This window comes from Chryseobacterium sp. CS2K3 (assembly GCF_059515185.1).
The window spans coordinates 192,204-215,179 of sequence record NZ_JCAKRW010000005.1; the positions used below are offsets into that span (position 1 = coordinate 192,204).

Below are 22,976 nucleotides of genomic sequence, written 5' to 3' on the forward strand. Positions count from 1 at the left end.
GAATCGGATTTTTTCTGTCGCGTATTCTTTGGAAATTTGTGAGATAAAAACAGAGTAAAATGTCCACACAAAGTCAAATAGATTACAACAGAATTGCCAAAGCGATAGAATATATCCAGAGCAATTTCAGACTTCAGCCAAGTTTGGAGGAAGTGGCAGAAAATATTCACTTGAGTCCGGCTCATTTTCAAAAGATCTTTACGGATTGGGCAGGAACAAGTCCGAAAAAATTTTTACAGTTCATAAGTCTTGAGCATGCTAAAAATTTATTGAAGGAAGAAAAAGCAAGTATTTTTGATACCGCTTATGAAACAGGACTTTCCAGTACGAGCAGACTTCATGATCTGTTTGTAAAAATAGAAGGAATGTCTCCGGCTGAATATAAGAATGGTGGAAAAAGCCTTGTCATTAATTATAGTTTTTCAGAAAGCCCATTTGGAAATATCCTGGTAGCTTCCACAGAGAAAGGAATCTGCTATATGGCTTTTGAAAACGATAAAGAAACAGCATTAGGGGATTTAAAACACAAATTTCCTAATGCTTCTTTTTTTGAAAAGCAGGACGTTCTTCAAAAAAATGCACTGTCCATATTCGATAAAGACTGGACAAAACTCAATACGATCAAACTTCATTTAAAAGGTACCGATTTTCAGCTTAAAGTCTGGGAAAGTTTATTGACTATTCCAATGGGGAAATTGTCAACTTATGGAACTTTAGCAGAAAAAATAGGAAACCCAAAAGCATCCAGAGCAGTGGGTACAGCAATAGGAAGTAATCCTGTGGCATTTCTTATTCCTTGTCACCGTGTTATTCAATCTACGGGACATCTTGGTGGTTACCGATGGGGAAGTGATAGAAAACAGATGATTGTGGGTTGGGAGAGTTCACAGCTTTACTCTTGAAAGATTTTTAACCACAAAGGCACAAAAGATTTTAACACTTAAGTTATTTTTAAGTTACTACTAACTGGTGAGAAGTGCACAAAAGTTTTTGAAAATTTTCAATTTTTATCAATGATAGAAAACAGATGATTCTGGGAGAGTTCGCAGCTTTACTTTTGAAAGATTTTTAACCACAAAGGCACAAAAGATTTTTAACACTTAAGTTGTTTTTAAGTTACTACTAACTGGTGAGAAGTGCACTAAAGTTTTTTGAAAATTTTCAATTTTTATCAATGATAGAAAACAGGTGATTCTGGGAGGGTTTACAACTTTACTCTTGAAAGATTTTTAACCACAAAGGCACAAAAGGTTTAACACTTAAGTTATTTTTAAGTTACTACTAACTGCTTAAGAAGTGCACTAAAGTTTTTTGAAAATTTTCAATTTTTATCAATGATAGAAAACAGGTGATTCTGGGATGGTTCGCAGCTTTACTTTTGAAAGATTTTTAACCACAAAGGCACAAAAGATTTTAACACTTAAGTTATTTTTAAGTTACTACTAACTGGTTGAGAAGTGCACTGAAGTTTTTGAAAATTTTCAATTTTCACTAATATTTCAGTTGAAGGAGGAAACATTCCCATCCTTTGGAGGGGTGGCGAAAATTCAAAGAATTTTTGACGGGGTGGTTTCAATATAAACTTTCACTCATTTCCGAAAACATTACGTAATTTTAATTATAAAACAATTAACAATGCTCAGCCTGTTCGAAGATATATCAGACTATCCCTTAAACATTCTTCCGAATGATGGAACCGTTCATTACTACGGGAAAATTTTTTCAAAAGAGAAATCTGATTTTTATTATGATTATTTACTCAATCACATTCCATGGCAGCATGATGAAGCAATAGTCTTTGGTAAATTAATCTTAACCAAGCGAAAAGTGGCATGGTTCGGAGAAAAAGAATTTGAATATACTTATTCCAACAGAACGAAATACGCCAAATTCTGGACGCCAGAATTATTGGAACTAAAGAAAAAATGTGAAGAAGTTTCAGGAGAAACCTACAATTCCTGTCTGCTTAATTTATATCATGACGGAAGCGAAGGAATGGCTTATCATAGTGACGGGGAAACAGATCTTAAAAAACACGGAGCAATTGCTTCTCTGACTTTTGGAGCGGAAAGAAAATTTTTGTTTAAACATAAAACAACAAAAGAAAAAGTAGAAGTATTTCTGGAAAACGGAAGTTTGCTCATCATGAAAGGGACAACCCAGGACAACTGGCTGCATAGATTACCGCCTACCACCAAAGTAAAGAGCCCAAGAGTGAACCTTACTTTCAGGACAATCGAAGAATAAAGTTTTTAAGAAAAAAAGCCTTGTCAAGATTTTAAACCTTGACAAGGCTGCTTTACCAGTCAGGTCCACGAGAAAAAAAACAAAAAGCTGTTCACGCGAACAGCTTTTTCAATTTATTTTAAAATATCAGCTTCAATAGAACTGTCACCATATACTTTTATAAATGCCTTAGTGTAATCTTCCTTCGTAGCAAAATTCGGATTTTCCATAAATTTTTGCGGATTTAAGGCAAAAAGCGGGAACCATGTACTGCTGATCTGAATCTGAATTTTATGACCTTTTTTGAATGTGTGAACCACATCCTGAAGTCTGAAATTTACAGCTGTCTTCTGGTCCGGAACTAATGCTTCTCCTTTCTCTTTAGTGTTTCTGAATCTTGCAGGCATAATCTCACTTCTTACCATCTGATGATAGTTTCCATAGATCACTCCCTCTTTCTTTTCTGCGGGTTTAAAATCTTCAGGATAAACATCAATTAGTTTTACCGCAAAGTCTGCATCCGTAGAAGAGGAGGAAATATTCAGTTTTGCCATGATTTCTCCGGCGAAAGTAATATCTTCTGTCAGAACATCTGTCGTGAACGTTAATACATCAGGTCTGCCAACGGCAAATCTTTGATCTTCCGACATGTAATTTCTTGGTGTAAAACCATTGAAGTCTTTTAAGTGATCAGAGCTTAGAACAGGATTATTGGGGTCACTGTAGTATTCTGAGAAACCTTGTCCAGCAATTTTCTTTAGAGTTTTATCAGATAGATAAAAGTTAACTTTCTGTGCATTTTTAGGCGGATAAGAAGCGAATTCTTTCCATACTTTTGCGCCTGTATCATACATTAAGGCTTCAGGAAGTCCTGCATCTTCTTTTGTATTTCCTTTCAGGTAATGGGTGAAGAATTTTGTTTCTACATTTTTCTGGTAATAAGTAGCAATGCTGTCTCCAAAATAGGTTTCACTATGGAAATGTTTTCCTTGTTCCTGAGACCAGCCACCATGAGAAAAAGGTCCCATTACAATTGTATTTTTAGCCTTAGGACTTGTCTTTTCAATGGTTTTGTAGATATTTAAAGGTCCGGAAAGATCTTCTGCATCAAACCATCCACCCACAGTCATTACCGCATGGTTGATGTTTTTTAAATGAGGTAATAGACCTCTTTTCTGCCAGAATTCATCATAATTGGGATGGTTCATAATTTCCGTCATGAAGAAATTATCTTTATAATACTTTTCATATCCATCTTTCAGGGTTCCCATATCTCTGTAGAACTTTAATCCGTCCTCTGAAGTTTGTTTAATAAAGGAATCCATGTACCATGCTTTATTTTCGGCTTTTGTTTTCTGAACTCCAAAAACAGGGAATGTTCTGAAATATCCAAGCATAAATCTTCCGTTGTGAAGGAAATCATCATTCCAGAAATCGGAAATCGGAGCCTGAGGAGAAGATGCTACCAAGGCAGGATGCTGAGCCAATGTTCCTACAGCCGTATAAAATCCGGGATAAGAAGTTCCGAATTGACCTACTTTACCATTATTATCTTTAACGTTTTTCAAAAGCCAGTCAATAGTATCGTAAGTATCTGTACTTTCATCTACATCTTTCTTCGTTTTACGTTCTACCTGCGGAGTCATATTGGTAAATGTTCCTTCACTCATATATCTTCCACGTACATCCTGATACACAAAAATATATTTATCTTTCATCAGGAAAGAGTTGGGACCTATTTTCGTTTTATACTCATTTTCACCGTATGGAGCGATGCTGTAGCAGGTTCTCTGCATCAGAAAAGGGTATTTATTCTTATTTGATGCATCTTTTGGGATATAAACTGCTGTGAAAAGTTTAACACCGTCACGCATAGGAATATAAAATTCTTTCTTGGTAAAATGATCCTTCACAAAATTGTCTGGCTGTTCCGTTTTCTGTGCCTTTCCAATAATGAAAAAGAGAATGAATAAAACTGAAATATGGGTCTTCATAAGTAAAATTTGTGGCTAATTTAGAAATAAAAATACTTTCATGGTAGCCACCTCATCAAAAATTCAAAGAATTTTCACCACCCCTCCAGTGCGGAAAGAAATATATGTGTTTTGGTAGAAATATGAGTGAAAAACGAATGTTTTCATAACTTAAGTGAACTTCTTAAACATTTAGTAGTCACTTAAAAATAACTTAAGTGTTTAAAAAAAGTGACTTTATGGTTAAAAAATAATGATAACCAACAAAAAGGTCAGGAGTTTTCCCGACCATTTCTAAAAAATATATATAAAAGTATGGTGTTTATTTTTTCTTTTTACCCGCAAATTTATTCAGCTTCATACTGAGAGAAAACATAATATATCTTTTCAGGATCAGCTCCTCACGGTCTTCAAAATATGAATCTGTGATCGTTCTTTTAACACTTTGATTTTGATTCAAAACATCATAAATCTTAATTCTGGCAGTAAATTGTTTGTTATAAAACGAATATCCAAGACTCGTATTCCAGAAGTAGAAATCTTTTTTAAATCCGGGGGCAATGTTAGAATTTGTATTGTAGGAAAAATCATTTCCGATGACAAATCTGCTTTGGAAAATATAATTGGTCATTTCAAGCTTTAAGGATTGAATAGCCGTATTGGCTCTGTCCACATTATAGTTGGTATAATCTGAAAAGCTGTATCCAAGGCTGTAAGAGGGTTTTATTGTAAATTTATTTTTGATCTCATAATTCAGGTTTAGCCCAGGAGTAAAATTATATGATCTGCTTTTAAAAGTTTCGCCTTCAATAAATCCGTTGTTATAACTATAATTCATTCCAAATTTCGGTGAAATGCTTAGTTTATGATCATTCCATTTAAAAGTTTTGGTTAAACCAAAGCTTACATTGAACGTTTTATTTCCACTGATATTACTATAAGTGACAATCTGTTTCCCTGAACTATCATATTGGGAGAAGTTGGTCACATCATTATTTCTATAAGTAAACCCCGCAACGATATAGTAGTTAATATTTTTTATCATATTAAAACTGTTAAAAGAAAGGTTGGTCTGGTTTGTCCAGGTATTTTTAAGGTCCGGATTTCCGGTATAAGTGATCAACGGATTGGCTTCATCTTTATAAGGAATTAATTTTCCCGGATCAGGAATTGTAAAACTTGCTGAATTGGTTAATGACAATGATTTTCTTTCTGCAAAAGAATATTGAAAGTTGGTCGTATATCTCGGAAGTACAAAATTTTTCTGTAAATTGTACTCTTGTCCTTTGAATACAGAACTGACATCCATATCTGAAATATCAAAACTCACTGTTGCCCAGCTGCTGAATTTCTTTTTGTGGAGATAAAGAGAAAGTGACGGTGAAAGCTGATTAATCGTCTGGTCCACACTATTTGAAAGATTAGTGTTGTATTGAGAATATTTTCCTGTAACCGGATCAAAGTCATTGAAATCTCTCAGATCTCGTGATAACTTTGAGCTATACTCTAATCCAACAGTTACAGTTGCAGAATCAGAAAGAGGTTCTGTATATTCGGTACTGAAGCTGTAATTACTATTCTGTGATACGGTTTTCTGCAACTGATTACGGTTATCTGTCGTAGTACCGGAATCACCATAAAATGTATTCAAAGACTTATTGATATTATCATTTTTAGACTCTGAAATACTACTATTGATCGTAGCAGTTAACGTTCTTCTTTTTTTCTTGAAATTTCTGAATAAATAAACGCTGGAGCCGAAAGTATTATTATCTCCCTTGGTTTGGGTGGAGCTCTGACTTTCATTCAGAAGTTTATCATCTTTTAAAGTAAACGATTTTGAGTTCCCCAAACTGAAATTTTCTGTTTTTGAAAAAGAAGGTGATATATAAATATTTGTCAGTGAGTCCAGGTTTATTCGTACCGAACCATTAAAATTATATTGTTTGGATTCGCTGTTATTGCTGCTTTCAGAATTTGTCTGGAGTGTATTATTGGGAAGAAGGGTGGTTTTGGATACTTTGGAGCGGGTTTCTCCGTCAGAATCGGTATATCTTAAGCTAAGATTATCCAGATCTGAATTCTTTCCCAATTTATCATTATAATTTAATCCGATTGTTGAATATTTCTGAATTCCACCGCCACTTTTTTGCGCTCCGCCACGTCCCATGCTATCAAACACATTATCTGCAGAAGCATTTTTAGAATTGATATTATTGGAGGAAGCTAAAAGGCTGATCTTAGTATCTCCCTTAAAATAATTTAGAAAGATATTGCCTTCATAGCGCTTATCTGAACCATAGCCAGCAAGTATTTTGGACATCAGTCCTTTATTTTTCTTTTCGTCAATATTGAAATTAATAGTTGTGTTTTGAGATTTGGGAGCCTTTCCGGTAAGTTCCTCTTCTTTAGTTTTAGTAGTGGTAAACTGAATATTTTTAATAATATCAGCAGGAAGGTTTTGAAGAGCAATTTTACCGTCTTTATCAAAAAACACCTTGCCATTGACCATGATCTGATCTACAGTTTTACCATTAGCGGTTATTTTTCCGTCGTTGCTCACCTCTACACCGGGAATTTGCTTTAAAAGTTCTTCAACCTGGCTGTCAGGATGTACCTTAATTGCGGAAGCATTGAATTCTATGGTATCATTTTTTATTTTGACCGGAGAAACAGTAATCTTTACTTCATCGATATTAATTACTTTTTTATTCTCAAGAGTAATATTTTCTAGCGATAACGACTGTTCAATCTTTTCAAATGCTTTTGAGTAAAATAGTTTTTCAGTGTCAATTTTTAAAAGGGAAGGCTCAGTTACCTCATCAATCTTTAATGAAAAATTTCCCTCCTTATTAGTTGCCGTATAATTGATGATAGAAGAATCTTTAGCCTTGATCAGATAGATGGTCGCATTTTCTACAGGTTTTTTTTCCTGATCAGATACTCTTCCGTCAATATGCAGTTTTTGGGCATGAAGCATCAGAAAACTGAATAACCCAAACAATAGCAGTAAGATTTTCTTCATTTAGCATTTCAAAGCGTAAAAATAAAAAAACATCCCAATATTGGGATGTTTCCTAGAAATATTTCTATATTTTTTTTATGCTTTTAAATATCTTGAATAAGCATATCCTTCTTGTCCGTCAGCAGTTTTTACTTTCCACCAGTCGTCAGAAGTCTGCTCAATTAAAGTTACAGAAGCTCCTTTTGCAGCTTTACCCACTACAGCAGCTTCAGTAGAAGGCTCCTGTCTGATGTTTAGGTTAGACTCGTCAGTAGCAACTGTAAGAGAAGCACCTGAAGCAAGACCTGCAACCTGTACGTCAATATTGATATCTGAAGCTGAATAAGTAGAATCAATAGCTCCTAGAGCATTCCAAACTGCATCTTTTGCAGCGGTATTGGAAGCATCTCCGGAAACATATAAAATTCCGTCCTGTTCCTGAACCTGTAGATTTGAAATTCCAGCAGACTGAGCAGCTGATACTACGCTTGAATATTTATCTTGTAATGTACTCATCTTAAATTAATTATTTTACAGTGTAGTTAAATTTAACTTTACCAACTTTTAAAGCGTCAACAGACTGCTTAATTTTTTTAGCCTGCTCCTGAGAAACATTTCCTGTAAGCGTAAGCTCGTCATTGATAACTTCAACTTTTACAGTAGGGAAATCTTTTACAGCATCCTGAACTTTTTTCTGAACAACAGGATCTACAGCAGATTTAGTTTCCACTGGTGCCGGAGCTGGAGTTGCCTCAACTTTAGACATATCCATAACGTCTTTTACACCGTTAATTGCTTTTAATTGTGCAATCATAGCATCTTTAGACGCTTGGTCCGCGAAAGTTCCGCTTAAGTGAGCCACACCTTCTTTTACTTCAACAGAAGCATTGGGATTAGAAGTTACTACAGTGGTAGCCTGAGTCTGAAGATCGGCATCAGAAACTTTCTTTTTACAAGAAACTGCCCCGAAAGATACAGCTACAGCTAATGCAGCCATTGCGATAGTTTTTTTCATATTGTATATTTATTAATGTTGTTATACTACCAAATGTAATAATAAAATTTGTACCAAAAGAATAAAAATTCAATAAATCTTTCTTAAATTTTTTACAATATTTTCTGACTCAGGGTTTTAATTTTTAGGGATTAAAAACTTAATGTAAAATTAACAGGCATAGAAGAAAATCTTCTGCCAATTCAAAAACCATTATATTTGCGCAAATTGAACTATATATATGAAAGGACAGAATAAACTTTTTATAGCAATTATCATCGCACTTATCCTGGGAGTCGGGATTGGAGGACTTGTACACGTGAAATATCCGGAGAGTGCGGAACCTTTTTCCAAGAATATAAAATTGTTGGGAACCGTATTTATCAGGCTGGTACAAATGATCATTGCGCCTTTGGTTTTTACAACTCTTGTAGTGGGAATTGCCAAAATGAGTGACATCAAAATGATCGGAAGAGTAGGAACAAAGGCTATGCTTTGGTTTATTTCCGCTTCTCTGGTTTCTCTTTTCATCGGGTTGATGCTGGTGAATTGGCTTGAGCCGGGACATGTTACCAAATTACCGATTCAGGATGTTTCTTCAGCAGAAGAACTATTGAAAAGCAGTAAAAGTTTTTCTTTAGAGGATTTTGTGAAGCACATGATTCCTAAAAGTTTATTTGAAGCCTTTGCTACCAATGAAGTTTTGCAGATTGTGGTATTTGCCATTATGTTTGGGGTTGCCTTAGCGAATTTGGGAGAAGAGTATTCCAAGCCTGTTGTAAAGCTTTTTGATATTATGGCTCATGGTATTCTTAAAATGGTAGGGTACATTATGTGGTTTGCCCCTCTAGGAGTATTGGGAGCTATTGCAGCAGTAGTGGCAACCAACGGTTTTGAAATCTTTAAAGTATACGCTATCTATCTGAGAGATTTCTTCTTTGCATTAGGTGTACTTTGGCTGGTGCTTTTATTGGTTGGATACCTGATCTTAGGAAACCGTTTATTTGATTTATTAAAAAGAATTAAAGAGCCTTTATTGATTGCATTCTCTACAACAAGTTCAGAAGCAGTATTCCCGAAATTAGTAGAAGAGCTTGAAAAATTCGGATGTAACAGCAGAGTGGTATCTTTCATTTTACCTTTAGGATATTCGTTTAACCTTGATGGAAGTATGATGTATATGACATTTGCTTCTATATTCATTGCACAGATTTATGGTATTGAAATGACGCTTGGACAGCAGATCACAATGCTTTTGGTACTGATGCTTACTTCAAAGGGAATTGCCGGAGTTCCGAGAGCTTCTTTGGTAATTATTGTGGCAACCTGTTCAATGTTCGGTATTCCGCCGGAAGGGATTGCATTAATCTTACCAATTGACCATTTCTGTGATATGGGAAGAAGTATGACAAATGTATTAGGAAATACATTAGCAACTTCAGCGGTATCGAAGTGGGAAGGACAGTTAACTGAACCTTTGGACAAAATTTAAATATTAATGAGTTTAAAAAACTTAGAAACATACAAAAGCCATATTGAAAAATATGGCTTTTCAGTTATAAACAGGGTGTTTTCTGATGAAGAAGTTGACCAAATAATCCACATTTTAAATCAGATTGACACTTCAAGGGAGAACTTCAGAAAATCGCAGGACCTTTTTGCAATAAGGCAGTTTTTAAAGGAAATTCCAGAGATAAAGAACCTCATCTTTAATGATAATATTAAAAGAATTGTAAAAGAAATCTTCGGAGAAAAATATTTTGTGGTTAAAAGTATTTATTTTGATAAACCTGAAACTTCTAATTGGTATGTGGCGTATCATCAGGATTTAACAATTTCTGTGGATAAGAAACTTGAATTATCCGGTTTTGGTCCCTGGACTACAAAACAGAATCAGTTTGCTGTTCAGCCTCCATTGAATGTGTTGGAAAATATTTATACTATCAGAATTCATCTGGATAATACGGATGAAAATAACGGAGCGCTAAAAGTGATTTCGAGGTCTCATGCTAAAGGAATTTACAGACCGGAAACAATAGATTGGACCGTAGAAACTGAAGAAATTTGTAAAGTAAATAGAGGTGGAGTGATGCTTATGAAGCCTCTTACTCTTCACGGATCTAACAGAACTACCAATGGAAAGAAAAGAAGAGTTATTCATATTGAATTTTCAGATATGGAGCTTCCGGAAGTCCTGCAATGGGCAGAAAGAATGAATTAAGATATTCTCAGAATAAAAAAGTCTCTTCAAAAAATGAAGAGGCTTTTTTTTAGTACCAGGAATCAGAAATGATCTCTTTGTCCTTTGTTTTGATATTTTGTTGATTGTAAAAAAGTAATATCAGGTATTCTTTTTTTTCTGAAGTATCTTTAAACATTGGGGTTTCAATGGTCAGATTTTTTTTCATGACGGCTTCTACAGTTTTATCTTTGCTGCCAAAAGTTGTGATGGGAGTAATTTCTTTAATTTTGAAAGAATCATTCAATTTAACTTTGTATATAGCAAACGGCTGCTTGGGTTTGAAGCTGCTTATTTTTGAAAGTTCGGATCTTGTATTGGCTCCCATTGTTTCATCATAGTAATAAGAAAATTGAGCACCTTTGAATTTTAATTTATTTTTTTCTAAATACGAAAAAGCTTTGCTTAATTTTTCAAGTTGCACATCTTCATCTTTTGTAGGTTGGGCATCCAATTTAGACATAGGCGAACAGGAATTAATGGAGTAGCCATTGTTATATCCATTTAATAAAATTAGATATCTTTCATTAGGACTTACCTCTTTTTCACATGCACTTGAATAGGCTTTCCCAATTAATCCTCTCACATTTAGTGTAGTGAATTTTGTTCCTTTGTATACTTTTTCAAATTCTACATCGGCTTTATAGGTTCTTTGTTCAGGATTTTCATCGTATACCTTCAGGATCTTTATAACTCCTACAACATCTGCTGATAAGTAGTTTTCAGCAAAAGTATTCATAACGCATTTGCAAGCTGATACTTTGATAAAACTTAGTAGTAAAAAGAGAAATAATGATAATTTTTTCATGAATAATATTTGTTTTTATTGCACAGAAATTTCATCAACAAAGATATACGTTTCTCCTCCTGTTTTGTTTTGCCAACCGGGAAATTTTCCATAATAGTAAGCCTTTACTTTAAGATACCTTGCCTCGGTAGGAAGAATTTCTGTGGCAAAATCTTTGGTCTGTATTTTTTCGTCCTTAGGATCAATATCATTATCGACTGTATCAAGGAGAATGAAATCTTTAGCATTCATAGAAGCATAATATTCCACTTTTTTAGGCATCAGGATATGAGCTCTGTTATCCTGAAGATAAGTAGAAGAAATTTTGGTGATTGAAAATGGTGATTGAAAATCGATCACTGTTTCCAGATTCTGTCCCTGGTAGGCTTGCCAGTTTCCTTTTTTCCAATCTATATCACCCCTGATCCCATCAATTAATGCCAGTTTTCCGGTGCCGGTATATTGAGGATCAACTTTTGAAAGAGTGGTGATATCCCAATAATTGGGTCTTCTGTTGAAATTAGCTGTGGCTACTGAACTTTTTTCCCTTTTCCTTTCTATATAAGCCTGAATTTGTGTCGTTCTGCTGATAACAAAAGGCTTTTTGTAAACTGTGAATTTCTTTTTCTTGTTACAATCACTTGCATCCTGGGTCATAAAGTAGATTTTATCACCCGAATTTGGTGACATGATCTCAACTTTGGTAGAAAAATCAAAGATTCTGTCCGCTTTAATCACTGGTGGAGCAATGGTGTTCAGAGGAGTAGAAGAATGATCTTCAATTTCTTTTGTAGAATCCGTAGGTTGAGAATGATTTTGGGCATCAATAATCTGGATAAACAATAAAGACAATACAAGCAGTCCTTTTTTCATGTTTTCATATTAAGAACATTAATCAATCAAGTACAGTACCAAATATGAGGAGAGAGGTGGGAAATTTCCATTCTCTCTCCCTTTATTTCTTGACATGTAATAAAATCCAGTTCCTATTTGTCTTATATAAAACTATGATTATCAAACTATATATGAAGAAGATATTACTTTCAGCAGTTATTCTGTTACCGGCGGTTCTTTTTTCTCAAACGATTACAGGGAAAATTATTCAGATAGGAAAGGCGGTTTCCTATGTGGAAGTGATTGCTGTAAAAGATCATAAAAAACAGACTGCCATTTCTGATGAACAGGGAAATTATTCCTTAAAACTTTCTGAGAACGGAAATTATAATATTAAACTGATACAGGATGGAACAGAGATTTCTGCTAAAGACATCACTGTACAAGGTGATGTGAAACAGGATTTTTTCATTGAAGAGAAAAAGGAAAAGCAAATTGAAGGAGTAACCCTTACAGCCAGAAAAAAACTGATTGAAAGAAAGGCAGACAGGTTGGTTTTTAATGTGGCAGGTTCCGTTGCGTCACAGGGAATGGATGGTGCTGATGCCCTTGCCACAACACCTTTGGTGAAAGTAGATGATAACTCAGGAGTTTCAATTGCTGGGAAAAGTGGAGTATCTGTGATGATCAATGAAAGAATTCTAAACCTTTCCTCAACAGAATTGATTACCTATCTTAAAAGTCTCAGATCCGAAAATATAGAAAAAATTGAAGTGATTACGGCGCCTCCTGCAAAATATGAAGCGCAGGGAAATAGTGGTCTCATTAATATTGTTTTGAAGAAAAATCAGAATCTTGGATGGAACGGAAGTTTTACTACAGGATTTCAGCAGCAGACTTATTCCGGATTTTCAAACAGTGCAACCCTCAATTATCAGAATGAAAAGTTGCGTTCTTCTTTGAAATTAAGACAAAGTAAGTATCAAAAACACTCTTTTGAAAATTATAGAATGACCGGAACAGAAGGATTGAAAAGTCATGATGACAGAAGGGATTTTGGAGATGGATTGGGGGCTAATCTGAGTATGGATTATCAGTTAGGAAAGAAATCCAATATTGGCTTCATCTATGATTATGGAGTGGGGCATTCTAATATGGATGTTGAAAACACCTCAGATTATTTTCAGAATGATAATTATACGAATACCCTCTTTACTTATGCAGAACACAGAGGAAAATCCACACAGCAGACAATAAGTGCTTATTACGATGTTAAGTTCGGAAAACAGGACAATAAATTAAGTATTACAGGAAATTATTTCTCCAATATTCCCAAGACTATTATTGATTTTACGACTGTAGAAAATTCCGGAGATCAGTTTATTGTGCAATCGCCATCAGTGGTGGATTATAAAATTTATTCAGGACAGGCAGATCTTACTTTACCGTATGAGTTGGCTAAAACTGAAGCTGGAATCAAGTTCACCAATTTTGATAATAATTCAAGTATTTTCTACCGAAATTTTGAGGATGGAAACTTTGTGACAGAAGTTTTGAAGAGCAACGAGTTTAATTATAATGAGAAAAACTATGCAGCTTATTTCAGCCTTGAAAAATCTTTCAATGAAAAATGGTCAGCAAAATTGGGACTTCGTTATGAATATTCTACAGTTAATGGAAATTCTCTTACTTCCGGTCAGCAGTCGGAAAATTCTTACGGGAAATTTTTTCCAACCGCTTATATAAGCTATAAAAGTGATGCGAGTAATACATTGAGTCTTAATTATTCTAAAAGAATCAATAGACCCGGATTTCGTGCGATCAATCCATACCGCTGGTATACCAATGTAAACTCTTATTTTACAGGAAATCCTTTTTTGCAACCTTCTGTTAATCATAATTTTGAATTTTCACATGTGTATAAAGGGAAATTATCAACCACACTTTATTTTCAGCGAACACTGGATGGGTTTGGTCAACTGACAAATCTTTCAGGGGGAAGCAAAACAAGTACTTTCTTTAATTATTATACTAAAAACAGCATAGGAGCTACAATCAATTATTCAGATACATTTTTTAAACGTTGGGAAGCTAATTATTCTGCAGATTTATCTTATACGGATATGAATGTTTTTACCACGGATGCTTCTTCTAAAAAAGGATATGGTTATGATTTTGACATTCAGAATAATATCTCACTTAATGAAAAGAAAACAGTTCAATGGATTGCCAACTACTGGTTCCGCTTACCTTCCAATTCAGGAAATATACGCTGGGATTTTGTAGGGAATTTTACTACAGGATTAAAAATGAATCTGATGGATAAAAACCTGCAGATTAATGTGATTGTTTCAGATATTTTTAAACAGTCAAGAAGTAAAGGAGAGATTTATTATACCACAGGATCTCATTATTTCAATAATTATTATGATGCCAGAAGACTTACCGTATCGGCAACCTATACTTTCGGAAATAAAAAGGTAAAAGGAGTTAACCGTAATGTGAAATTTGATGAAAAGAACAGAGCAAATTAATGCGGTAAGATGGAAATTAAAGATTTTATAGTATGATTGAAATATTTTGAAGAGCAAGCAGTGGAATCAATTTCATTCATTCTTTCCAAGAGCGCATGACCACATAGCTTCATCAGCGACAAAGTCACAGTCTTAAAATCCTTTCAAATAAAACATAATCTAAATAAAAACTTTACGTTTAAAAAAATGTAATGCAAAATTATTGTGACATTTTTACAGTCATCTAGTCAATTGAGATTGTAAGTAACTTCCAGCCTCCCTCTTCAGCTTTCTTAGCTTTACACCTCACCCTCAAACAAGTTATTAAGATATTCCACCTTATAACTTTCACTCCTTGAAGTTCCCAGGTATTTTTTCCAAGCCTGAGACTCATGGTATACAATGCCCATTTCCCAAACACAGTAAGTAGGGAGGTGGGTTCTACTTCTGTCCCATATTTCAAATATACCGTTCCCGTCGTAATAAACACTTTCCCATAATTCATTCTCACTTCTCCAGGTGCAGACCAGAAGAAGGTAGTTTTCCCCACATCGGTGCAAGATTACAAATCCCAGATCATCTATATTCTGAAAGTTTTCTTGGGCACTTTCAATACATATTTTGGCACGATTAACGTCTTCCGGAGAAACTTCAGCAGGATCTTTAGCAAGGTCATACCATTTAAATCTTGTTTTTCCAACGTTGAAAATTCCTTTTGGAGAAGCGTATTTGTTCGGATAAGAAGTAGTTTCCATATATTTTATTTTAGTGCTGTATGAAATCTCATGACGAAAAATCAGGAAAACAAATTTTTAACGATCTGATTTATCACCTGATATTATAGATTTTATTGATTCTAAATTATCGAAAAAAAGCGTAAATTTGTAAACAATTTATATTTATATGTTGACGAAAGAAAAGGTTCAGGAATTCCTTAAAGAAATAGAAGTAGACGATTTGGTGAATAATCTTCAGATTATGGGTAACGATGTTTATATTGACATGACTGCTCATTCACCTGCAATGCATGAAAAGAAAAAGCTGGAAGCTGCAATGAAACAGGCTTTTGCCAGTGAGTTTGGAGAAAACGTTCATTTAAAACTTAAAATCGTTTCTCCGGAACCTAGTGAAATTCAGCAAAGTCAGATCAAAGGAAAACAAATTCCCGGAATTCAAAATATTATCGCTATTGCTTCCGGTAAAGGAGGAGTAGGAAAATCTACAGTTTCTGCAAATATGGCAGTTACTTTAGCTAAAATGGGCTTTAAAGTAGGATTATTAGATGCCGATATCTATGGTCCTTCAGTTCCTACCATGTTTGATACAGAAGGTGCGAAACCAATTTCTGTAGAAGTAGACGGAAAGAATATGATGAAGCCAATTGAAAATTATGGTGTTAAAATGCTTTCAATAGGATATTTCTCCGGTGCTAATCAGGCTGTAGTGTGGAGAGGTCCGATGGCTTCAAAAGCATTGAATCAGATGATCAGAGATGCTGCATGGGGTGAATTGGATTTCTTATTGATCGATCTTCCTCCGGGAACAGGTGATATTCACTTATCTATCATTCAGGAAGTGCCTGTAACAGGTGCAGTTATTGTAAGTACCCCTCAACACGTTGCTTTGGCAGACGTAAGAAAAGGAATTGCAATGTTCCAGATGGAAAGTATCAACATTCCGGTTCTTGGATTAATCGAAAATATGGCGTATTTTACACCAGAAGAACTTCCTGACAATAAATATTATATCTTTGGAAACCAGGGAGCACAATATTTGGCAGAAGATTTAGGAATTCCAGTATTGGGAGAGATTCCATTGATCCAAAGCATCAGAGAAGCAGGCGATGTGGGAAGACCGGCTGCGCTTCAGGAAAATTCTAAAATTGCAGATATCTATACAGAAACTGCAAGAAAAATGGTAGAAAGCCTTGTAGAAAGAAATAAAAATCTTCCACCAACTGAGGCTGTGAAGATCTCTACAATGGCAGGATGCTCGCCAAAAGCAAAATAATAATAATTTCAATTAAATTTGAAAAACCGAATTGAACTGAAAAAAATATGGAAACAAACATAACGCACGAAGATACAGTAACAAGAGTAATGGAAGCTCTGGAAAGCATCAGACCGTTTTTGAATAAAGACGGAGGTGATATTGAGCTTATTGACGTGAAGGATAATCAGGTTTTTGTGAAACTTTTGGGTAACTGTTCTGGATGCTCGTTGAATTTTTCAACCCTAAAACTAGGTGTGGAAAATACAATCAAACAACATGCTCCGGAAATTGAAAAAGTAATAAACGTAGAGTAAATTATATCTGAGATATTGTAAAGACAGGCTTTGTACACAAAGCCTGTCTTTTTGTTGTTAAAAGTATGCTGAAATTATTTTTTGAATCTATTGTTTTACAACCTTATTTCCCACTCCGGTAAGTGAGGCATTAGGTTTTCCTGATTTTGTTCCTGAAGATCTGTAATATACAGTGTTACTGCCACCTTCAATATTGACATTGTCTACCTTATCGATATATACCTTATTGCCTGTTCCTGAAACTGAAATCTTCTTTGCGCTTCCTTTTACAGTTACCGTATTATCACCTCCTGAAACCTCAACAATACCACCGTTAAGGGTATAATTAAGTTTATGTCCTACACCTTCTACCTCTATTACTTTGCCATCAGTCTGTTCTACCCCTTTAGTAGACTCTGTCTTTCTGGATTGTGCGAATACAGTACCTGTTCCTAATAGTAGGATCGCAAAAATAGCTGCTGTTTTAATACTTTTCATTTTGAATTTGGTTTTTGTTGAGGATAAATATAGATATAAAATAATTTTTCCGTTGTTAATCAAAAGTTAAATGATTGCTTTTTTTTGAGTGGAAAGACCTATCTCGAAAATGGTTAAGAAAAGATCTCTTTGAGAAATTCTTGGAAATCCTTGTCAAGGTTTAAAACCTTGACAAGGATATTAGTACTTCCAATTTCTCTTTTGCCTTCTCAAGTTTGGATTCTGATCTGAAATATTATTTGAGTAAAATTTTGGATTTTAAATTCTCAAGTTCTTGCTACAGGCATAAGAGATGATTCACCAAAGTAGACGAGGGAGCTGTAATGGAAGCGGTAGAAGTGTTATTGTTAAAATTCCAGTAATGGATAATCTAAGAAATGTTTAAAAGATAGATTTATTTATGATGAATAGTAAAAAATTAATAAGATTCATGAATGCAGAATAAAAGCTTATTTTACAGACTTACCTGAAAAATTCAAAATCGTTCCTGATTTTCCTTCCAGGGGATGTTTCTGCATATAGAAAAATCCTGAAACAGCGGTCAGAAGCAAGAGTACAAAAATAACCAGAACTATTCTTTTTAACATGTCTCTCATATCGCTAAGTTTTTAATATCTCGAATTTCTAAAATTGAAGTAGGATACCCTTTTTTTACGGTATTGATCATAGCTCTTCCTACTTCGTGTAAAGTTAATGATTTTAACGGTAAAAAAATAGGAAAAATCCAAATAAAAGGTTTAAAAAACCATTTTACATTCAATTGACCATCAACAGGTTTCATAAATCCCGGGCGGAAATTGTATACACCCTTGAAATTCATCTTCTTTAAAGCATTTTCCGTTTTGCCTTTTACTCTTGCCCACATGATCTTTCCGCTTTCAGTGCTGTCTGTACTTGCACCCGATACATAATTGAAAACCATATCCGGATTCTGATGTAAAATTGCTTCAGCAAAATGTATTGTTGTATCGTAAGTGATTTTAGTATAATCTTCTTCATTCATTCCCACGCTGCTGATTCCTGCACAAAAGAAACAGGCATCATAGCCTTTAAGATTTTCATCATTGATATCGATGGATAAAAAGTCAGAAACAAGGTATTCTTTTAATTTAGGATGAGTCTTTCCGGAAGATTTTCTGCTGATACTTAGAATTTCAGATACCTGCGGATTTTCAAGACATTCCATTAAAACACCTTCACCTACCATTCCTGTTGCTCCTGTAAGAATTATTTTAATTGAGTCCATTGTATTGCTATTAATAGTCGTATGACGAATGAAGGGTGGGGATTACTTTAATTTTTTTTGGATTATGAATTATAAATTATGAATTATGAATTATGAATTATGAATTATGAATTATGAATTATGTTTTTGGTAAACCTTCCTGTTTTATCTTTAATTTTATCAATAGGAATGGGCTTTAGCCCGTTTAAACAAATAAGCACAATCCATTTGGCTTTAGCCAAAACATAAAGGCATTCATTTTAATTTATGATTCAATTATGACGTTTCTACAATAAAAACGAAACCGAACAATTTTTGCTCGGTTTTGTATAAATTTATGTTTTAAAAAACTATTTTTTATGCTGTAACTGACTATAAATATTTTGAATCAAACCATCCGCAACGGAAATCTTTGGAACAAAAATTTTATTAATATCCGACCATGCCATTACATTGTTAAAAATACTCAAGGCATGAACCAATACATCAGCTCTGTCTTCTCTCAGGCTATGTTTTGTCATTCTTTCCTCTACCGAAAGTTCATTAAATTCTTTATACACCTTTTTAAGATGAGATAAAGACATTGGTTTTCCGTCCTTCGTTTTGCTCATAGAGAATACTTTATTAATGTTTCCTCCTGAACCGATAGCAACGATTGGCTTTTTACTGACAATATTTTTCTTAATCTCTTCTTTCATTTCATGCCAGTTCTCCATGGTAACAAGGTTGTTCAGAAGACGAATCGTTCCAATATTGAAAGATCTTTCATACACCATTTTTCCGTTTTCATAGAAAGTAAGCTCGGTAGAACCTCCTCCTACATCAATATATAGATAGGCAAATTCTTTATCAAGCCCTTCTGCTACATGGTTTTCGTAAATTAAAGTAGCTTCTTCATCCCCGGAGATAATCTCAATATTAATTCCTGAAGCGTCCTTTACCTGTCTTATGATTTCATCACCATTGGCGGCATCACGCATTGCGCTGGTAGCACAGGCTCTGTAATGATCTACTTTGTATATTTTCATCAGATCGCTGAAGATCTTCATGGAATCGATTACCATTTTTTCTCTTTCGGGTCCTATTTTTCCGATGGTAAAAACATCCATTCCTAATCTCAGAGGGATTCTCAGAAGATTAAGTTTTATAAATTCCGGTTTTTTATTATTTATTTTTACTTCATTAATGAGAAGTCTTGCGGCATTACTTCCTATGTCTATTGCTGCTATCTTCATTTTTTGCTTGTTTTAGCCTTTAGATATTTATAGGTTTCTATTTGTGAGCGGCATTCCTTTTTATCGTTTCTTATATATTCATTGCTGAGTCTTTTATCTAAAATTCTCGCTTTTACATTGTCTCTGAGCTGAATATCAAGAATATCCTTCAATTCCTTTTTAAGATTTTTATCGGTGATTTTGGCTGCTGCTTCTATTCTATAGTCAAGGTTTCTGGTCATCCAGTCCGCAGAGGAAATATACATATCTTCCGCTCCTTTATTATAGAAATACATTACTCTGGCGTGTTCCAGATATTCATCCACAATGCTAATTGTTTTTATTTTTTCTTTAAAGTCTTTTTGATTAACCGCACAATAGATTCCTCTTACAATTCCTTTTATAATAACGCCCGCTTTTGCTGCATCATACAATTTTTCAATTAGTAATCTGTCGCTTAGGGAATTAACTTTAACTATTATTTCAGCTTTTCTCCCTGCTTTGGCTTCCTCAATTTCTTTATCAATGTAGTGAACGATCTTTTCACGCATAAATTGGGGGCAAACTAGTAAATTTTTACAAGTTTTCAAAATCGGAAGGTAATCATCTTTTGGTTTTTTCAGAACATTGAATACTTTATTGATGTCCGCCATGATACCACGGTCTGAAGTAAGAAGCAAATGATCACCATAGATTCTTGCCGTTTTTTCATTGAAGTTTCCGGTACTTACAAAACCATATTGAATTGTCTTGTTGTGGGATCTTTTCTTGATGATACATAGCTTGGCATGAACTTTCTTATTAGGAAGCCCTACAAGAACAGTAATTCCTTCCGGTTCCAGCATATCTTTCCATTCCAGATTGGATTCCTCATCAAATCTTGCCTGAAGTTCCAGCATCACAGTTACCTCCTTCCCATTTCTCGCAGCATAAATTAAAGCATTAATAATCTTTGAACTGCTGGCAAGACGATAAGCAGTAATCTGAATTGATTTTACATCAGGATCCATTGCTGCTTCACGAAGAAGATCAATAACAGGATTATATTTATGGTAGGGAAATGTAAGCAGTACATCTTCTTTTAAAATGACATCCGTTACCCTTTCACCATGTTCAAATGCCTGATGCGTAAACGATGTTCTTTCCACAGGTCTCTCATAAGCCTCAAAAACATCAGGGAAATCCATAAAGTGTTTGAAATTATGAATTTTTCCTCCAGGAATGATGCTGTCTTTCTTCGTTAAATTCAGTTTTCTGATCAGGAGCTCCAGTAAAGCCTTGTCCATATCTTTATCAAAGACAAATCGGGTAGGTTTCCCTTTCCTTCTGTTTTTAAGCCCTTTTTCTATTTTTTCTGCAAAATTTGTGCGAATATCATTGTCAAGGTCAAGTTCTGCATCTTTTGTAACCTTAAAAGCATTGGCAGCAAAGTCATCATATCCGAAATAAGAAAAAATATGCGGAAGATTAAAGGTAATAACATCCTCCAAAAGCATTACATTCTTTTCTTCGGGATCTTCAGTCGGAAGCAATACAAATCTTCCTACAAAACGGGATGGAATTTCAATAATGGCATAATTGCTGGAATACTGCCAGTCCTTTTTTCTCATGGCAACGCCAAGATAGAGACTTTTATCTCTTAAATAAGGCATAGGTGTGTTTTCATGAAGAAGAATAGGAATTACATTTGATTCCACTACCTCATCAAAGTATTTTCGGACAAACTCTTTCTGTACGGCTGTCAGGTTCTTGGAATTCTTGATGAAAACTTTATGATCAGCCATTTCTGTCTGGATCTTTTTCCAGGTTTTATCAAAATTTTGCTGTTGGCTCATTACCACTTCATTGATTCGTTGAAGAATTTTTGATGGTGGCTGATAGAAAGATTCTGAAATCACCTTTTCTTTAAAATCCATGGCACGCTTTAATCCGGCAACACGTACCCGGAAGAACTCATCCAGATTGTTGGAAAAAATTCCTAGGAAACGTATTCTTAAATGTAAGGGAACATTTTCGTCCATAGCTTCCTGAAGCACTCTTTCATTGAAGGCAAGCCATGTAATATCGCGTGGATTAAAGTGTATTGACATTATGAGTTTTTATGTTTTACCAAAAATAATGATTCGTAAGTTTGTATTTTAATTTCTTAGGTTAAACTTTGATTAATTTTTAATGATTTGTGAATTAATCTTACTTATCTTGCTGAATTACAGGTTGTTTTAATTATGTTATCTATGTTGGGCTCGTTCACGATGCTGGGATTTTATTCATCATAATTAGTCATCTTATAGTATAAAATATATAACCCAAATACCAATTTCGAAATAAATGATATTCTATCAAATATAATGATATGATTTTAAATGTATTTATTGAAAAGTCAATATATTTGCAAAATTAATTAAAGATAAAGAATAATACCATGAAAAAAACAATTATAATGAGTCTGCTGCTGGCAGCCGGGATGATCAGTGCCCAGAATAAAACAACTAAATACGGTGTTTTTGCCGGTATGAATATCAGTGGTCTTACCGGATCTGATGCCGACGGATTCAAGTCCAGAACCGGATTTCATGTAGGTGGTTTTATCTGGAACTATATTTCTGATAAAGCTTCTATTGATGTGGAACTGGCTTATTCACAGATGGGGGCTGATTTTAGTGCTGATATTCCTTATGGTATTAATGAAATGGATGGTCCTAAATCCTTTACATTAAGCGGTAAACTGAAAGCAGATTATTTAAGATTGCCAGTATTATTCAGTTATCATCCTATTAACGAACTTTCTGTTTCTGTAGGTCCGGAAATCGGAATACTTTTAAATAAAGAATTAGAGTATAACCAGACTATCAATGGTTCTTCATCGCAAAAACCGGATAATTTACAGCAGTTTGATGCGGGAATAAAACTTAAAGCGCAATATATTTTTGCAAAGCACTATTTGGCTTCAGTAGGATATTATTTCGGTATGACAAAAGTGTATAAAAATACAGAAGTTTATTATTTAAATTCATTGGTTGTTGTAGATGCTCCTAAAATATATAATTCTAATTTTGGAATATCATTAGGCTATTCATTTTAGACATTTGATGTCATTTTAGAACGGAAAATTCTTAATTTATTTAAACTTAATTGGTTGTTTTTGTAATTAATTTCTGATTAATTCATTAAATTAAGAATTATT

The 22,976-nt window shown here is 34.3% G+C and carries 20 protein-coding genes; 8 read left to right on the plus strand and 12 right to left on the minus strand.

Annotated features, from left to right (window positions below):
• Positions 1-59: 59 nt before the first annotated feature.
• Both AC5YGG_RS10430 and AC5YGG_RS10435 read left to right on the plus strand, forming a co-directional pair.
• A complete protein-coding gene (locus tag AC5YGG_RS10430) occupies positions 60-902 on the plus strand; it encodes a bifunctional helix-turn-helix domain-containing protein/methylated-DNA--[protein]-cysteine S-methyltransferase (RefSeq protein ID WP_496144437.1) in 843 nt (280 codons plus the stop codon).
• Between the two features lie 733 nt (positions 903-1,635).
• Positions 1,636-2,247 carry an alpha-ketoglutarate-dependent dioxygenase AlkB family protein gene (locus AC5YGG_RS10435; RefSeq protein WP_496144438.1) on the plus strand — a complete coding sequence of 204 codons (612 nt, stop codon included), beginning with the start codon at positions 1,636-1,638 and terminating at the stop codon, positions 2,245-2,247.
• A 113-nt stretch (positions 2,248-2,360) separates the two neighbouring features.
• Here the strand turns inward: AC5YGG_RS10435 and AC5YGG_RS10440 are convergent, their stop codons facing one another.
• The 4 genes from AC5YGG_RS10440 to AC5YGG_RS10455 form a co-directional block, all read right to left on the minus strand.
• Positions 2,361-4,220 (minus strand): CocE/NonD family hydrolase, encoded by a 1,860-nt coding sequence (locus AC5YGG_RS10440; RefSeq protein WP_496144439.1) that lies wholly within the window; start codon positions 4,218-4,220, stop codon positions 2,361-2,363.
• A gap of 301 nt (positions 4,221-4,521) precedes the next feature.
• Entirely contained in the window at positions 4,522-7,224 is a 2,703-nt protein-coding gene (locus AC5YGG_RS10445; protein ID WP_496144440.1) for a TonB-dependent receptor, read from the minus strand.
• 75 nt (positions 7,225-7,299) lie between these two features.
• A complete protein-coding gene (locus AC5YGG_RS10450; RefSeq protein ID WP_496144441.1) occupies positions 7,300-7,719 on the minus strand; it encodes an SH3 domain-containing protein in 420 nt (139 codons plus the stop codon).
• Positions 7,720-7,729: 10 nt separating this feature from the next.
• Entirely contained in the window at positions 7,730-8,218 is a 489-nt protein-coding gene (locus AC5YGG_RS10455; RefSeq protein WP_496144442.1) for a BON domain-containing protein, read from the minus strand.
• Positions 8,219-8,438: 220 nt separating this feature from the next.
• Here AC5YGG_RS10455 and AC5YGG_RS10460 point away from each other — a divergent pair, with 220 nt between their 5' ends.
• Together AC5YGG_RS10460 and AC5YGG_RS10465 are read left to right on the plus strand one after the other, a co-directional pair.
• Entirely contained in the window at positions 8,439-9,689 is a 1,251-nt protein-coding gene (locus AC5YGG_RS10460) for a dicarboxylate/amino acid:cation symporter (RefSeq protein WP_496144443.1), read from the plus strand.
• A gap of 6 nt (positions 9,690-9,695) precedes the next feature.
• Positions 9,696-10,418: a phytanoyl-CoA dioxygenase family protein gene (locus tag AC5YGG_RS10465; protein WP_496144444.1), complete on the plus strand. Its 723-nt coding sequence runs from the start codon at positions 9,696-9,698 to the stop codon at positions 10,416-10,418.
• Between the two features lie 49 nt (positions 10,419-10,467).
• Here the strand turns inward: AC5YGG_RS10465 and AC5YGG_RS10470 are convergent, their stop codons facing one another.
• Positions 10,468-11,175, minus strand: coding sequence for a hypothetical protein (locus tag AC5YGG_RS10470; protein WP_496144445.1), 708 nt, complete (start codon positions 11,173-11,175; stop codon positions 10,468-10,470).
• Between the two features lie 84 nt (positions 11,176-11,259).
• Entirely contained in the window at positions 11,260-12,096 is an 837-nt protein-coding gene (locus AC5YGG_RS10475) for a discoidin domain-containing protein (protein ID WP_496144446.1), read from the minus strand.
• A 152-nt stretch (positions 12,097-12,248) separates the two neighbouring features.
• Here AC5YGG_RS10475 and AC5YGG_RS10480 point away from each other — a divergent pair, with 152 nt between their 5' ends.
• On the plus strand, positions 12,249-14,591 hold the full coding sequence (locus AC5YGG_RS10480; protein ID WP_496144447.1) for a TonB-dependent receptor domain-containing protein: 2,343 nt from the start codon (positions 12,249-12,251) through the stop codon (positions 14,589-14,591).
• A gap of 278 nt (positions 14,592-14,869) precedes the next feature.
• Here the strand turns inward: AC5YGG_RS10480 and AC5YGG_RS10485 are convergent, their stop codons facing one another.
• A complete protein-coding gene (locus AC5YGG_RS10485) occupies positions 14,870-15,325 on the minus strand; it encodes a hypothetical protein (protein ID WP_496144448.1) in 456 nt (151 codons plus the stop codon).
• A 148-nt stretch (positions 15,326-15,473) separates the two neighbouring features.
• Between AC5YGG_RS10485 and AC5YGG_RS10490 the strand changes: the two genes are divergently transcribed.
• Positions 15,474-16,580, plus strand: coding sequence for an Mrp/NBP35 family ATP-binding protein (locus AC5YGG_RS10490; RefSeq protein ID WP_496144449.1), 1,107 nt, complete (start codon positions 15,474-15,476; stop codon positions 16,578-16,580).
• A gap of 47 nt (positions 16,581-16,627) precedes the next feature.
• On the plus strand, positions 16,628-16,876 hold the full coding sequence (locus AC5YGG_RS10495) for a NifU family protein (RefSeq protein ID WP_002977212.1): 249 nt from the start codon (positions 16,628-16,630) through the stop codon (positions 16,874-16,876).
• Positions 16,877-16,963: 87 nt separating this feature from the next.
• Here AC5YGG_RS10495 and AC5YGG_RS10500 read toward each other — a convergent pair whose 3' ends face one another.
• The 5 genes from AC5YGG_RS10500 to ppk1 all read right to left on the minus strand — a co-directional run bounded on the left by AC5YGG_RS10500 (position 16,964) and on the right by ppk1 (position 21,882).
• On the minus strand, positions 16,964-17,353 hold the full coding sequence (locus tag AC5YGG_RS10500; RefSeq protein WP_496144450.1) for a DUF3060 domain-containing protein: 390 nt from the start codon (positions 17,351-17,353) through the stop codon (positions 16,964-16,966).
• Between the two features lie 449 nt (positions 17,354-17,802).
• The gene (locus AC5YGG_RS10505; RefSeq protein WP_496144451.1) at positions 17,803-17,949 is read right to left on the minus strand and encodes a hypothetical protein; all 147 of its coding nucleotides are present in this window, start codon (positions 17,947-17,949) and stop codon (positions 17,803-17,805) included.
• Positions 17,946-18,599 (minus strand): NAD-dependent epimerase/dehydratase family protein, encoded by a 654-nt coding sequence (locus AC5YGG_RS10510; protein ID WP_496144452.1) that lies wholly within the window; start codon positions 18,597-18,599, stop codon positions 17,946-17,948. Before AC5YGG_RS10510 ends, AC5YGG_RS10505 begins: the two co-directional genes overlap by 4 nt.
• A 329-nt stretch (positions 18,600-18,928) precedes the next feature.
• On the minus strand, positions 18,929-19,813 hold the full coding sequence (locus AC5YGG_RS10515; protein ID WP_496144453.1) for a Ppx/GppA phosphatase family protein: 885 nt from the start codon (positions 19,811-19,813) through the stop codon (positions 18,929-18,931).
• Positions 19,810-21,882, minus strand: a complete 2,073-nt coding sequence (gene ppk1 / locus AC5YGG_RS10520; protein WP_496144454.1) for a polyphosphate kinase 1 — start codon at positions 21,880-21,882, stop codon at positions 19,810-19,812. The genes AC5YGG_RS10515 and ppk1 overlap by 4 nt, the downstream gene beginning before the upstream one ends.
• A gap of 332 nt (positions 21,883-22,214) precedes the next feature.
• On the opposite strand from ppk1, the gene AC5YGG_RS10525 reads away from it, so the two are divergent.
• Entirely contained in the window at positions 22,215-22,874 is a 660-nt protein-coding gene (locus AC5YGG_RS10525) for a porin family protein (protein ID WP_496144455.1), read from the plus strand.
• Positions 22,875-22,976: the final 102 nt, after the last annotated feature.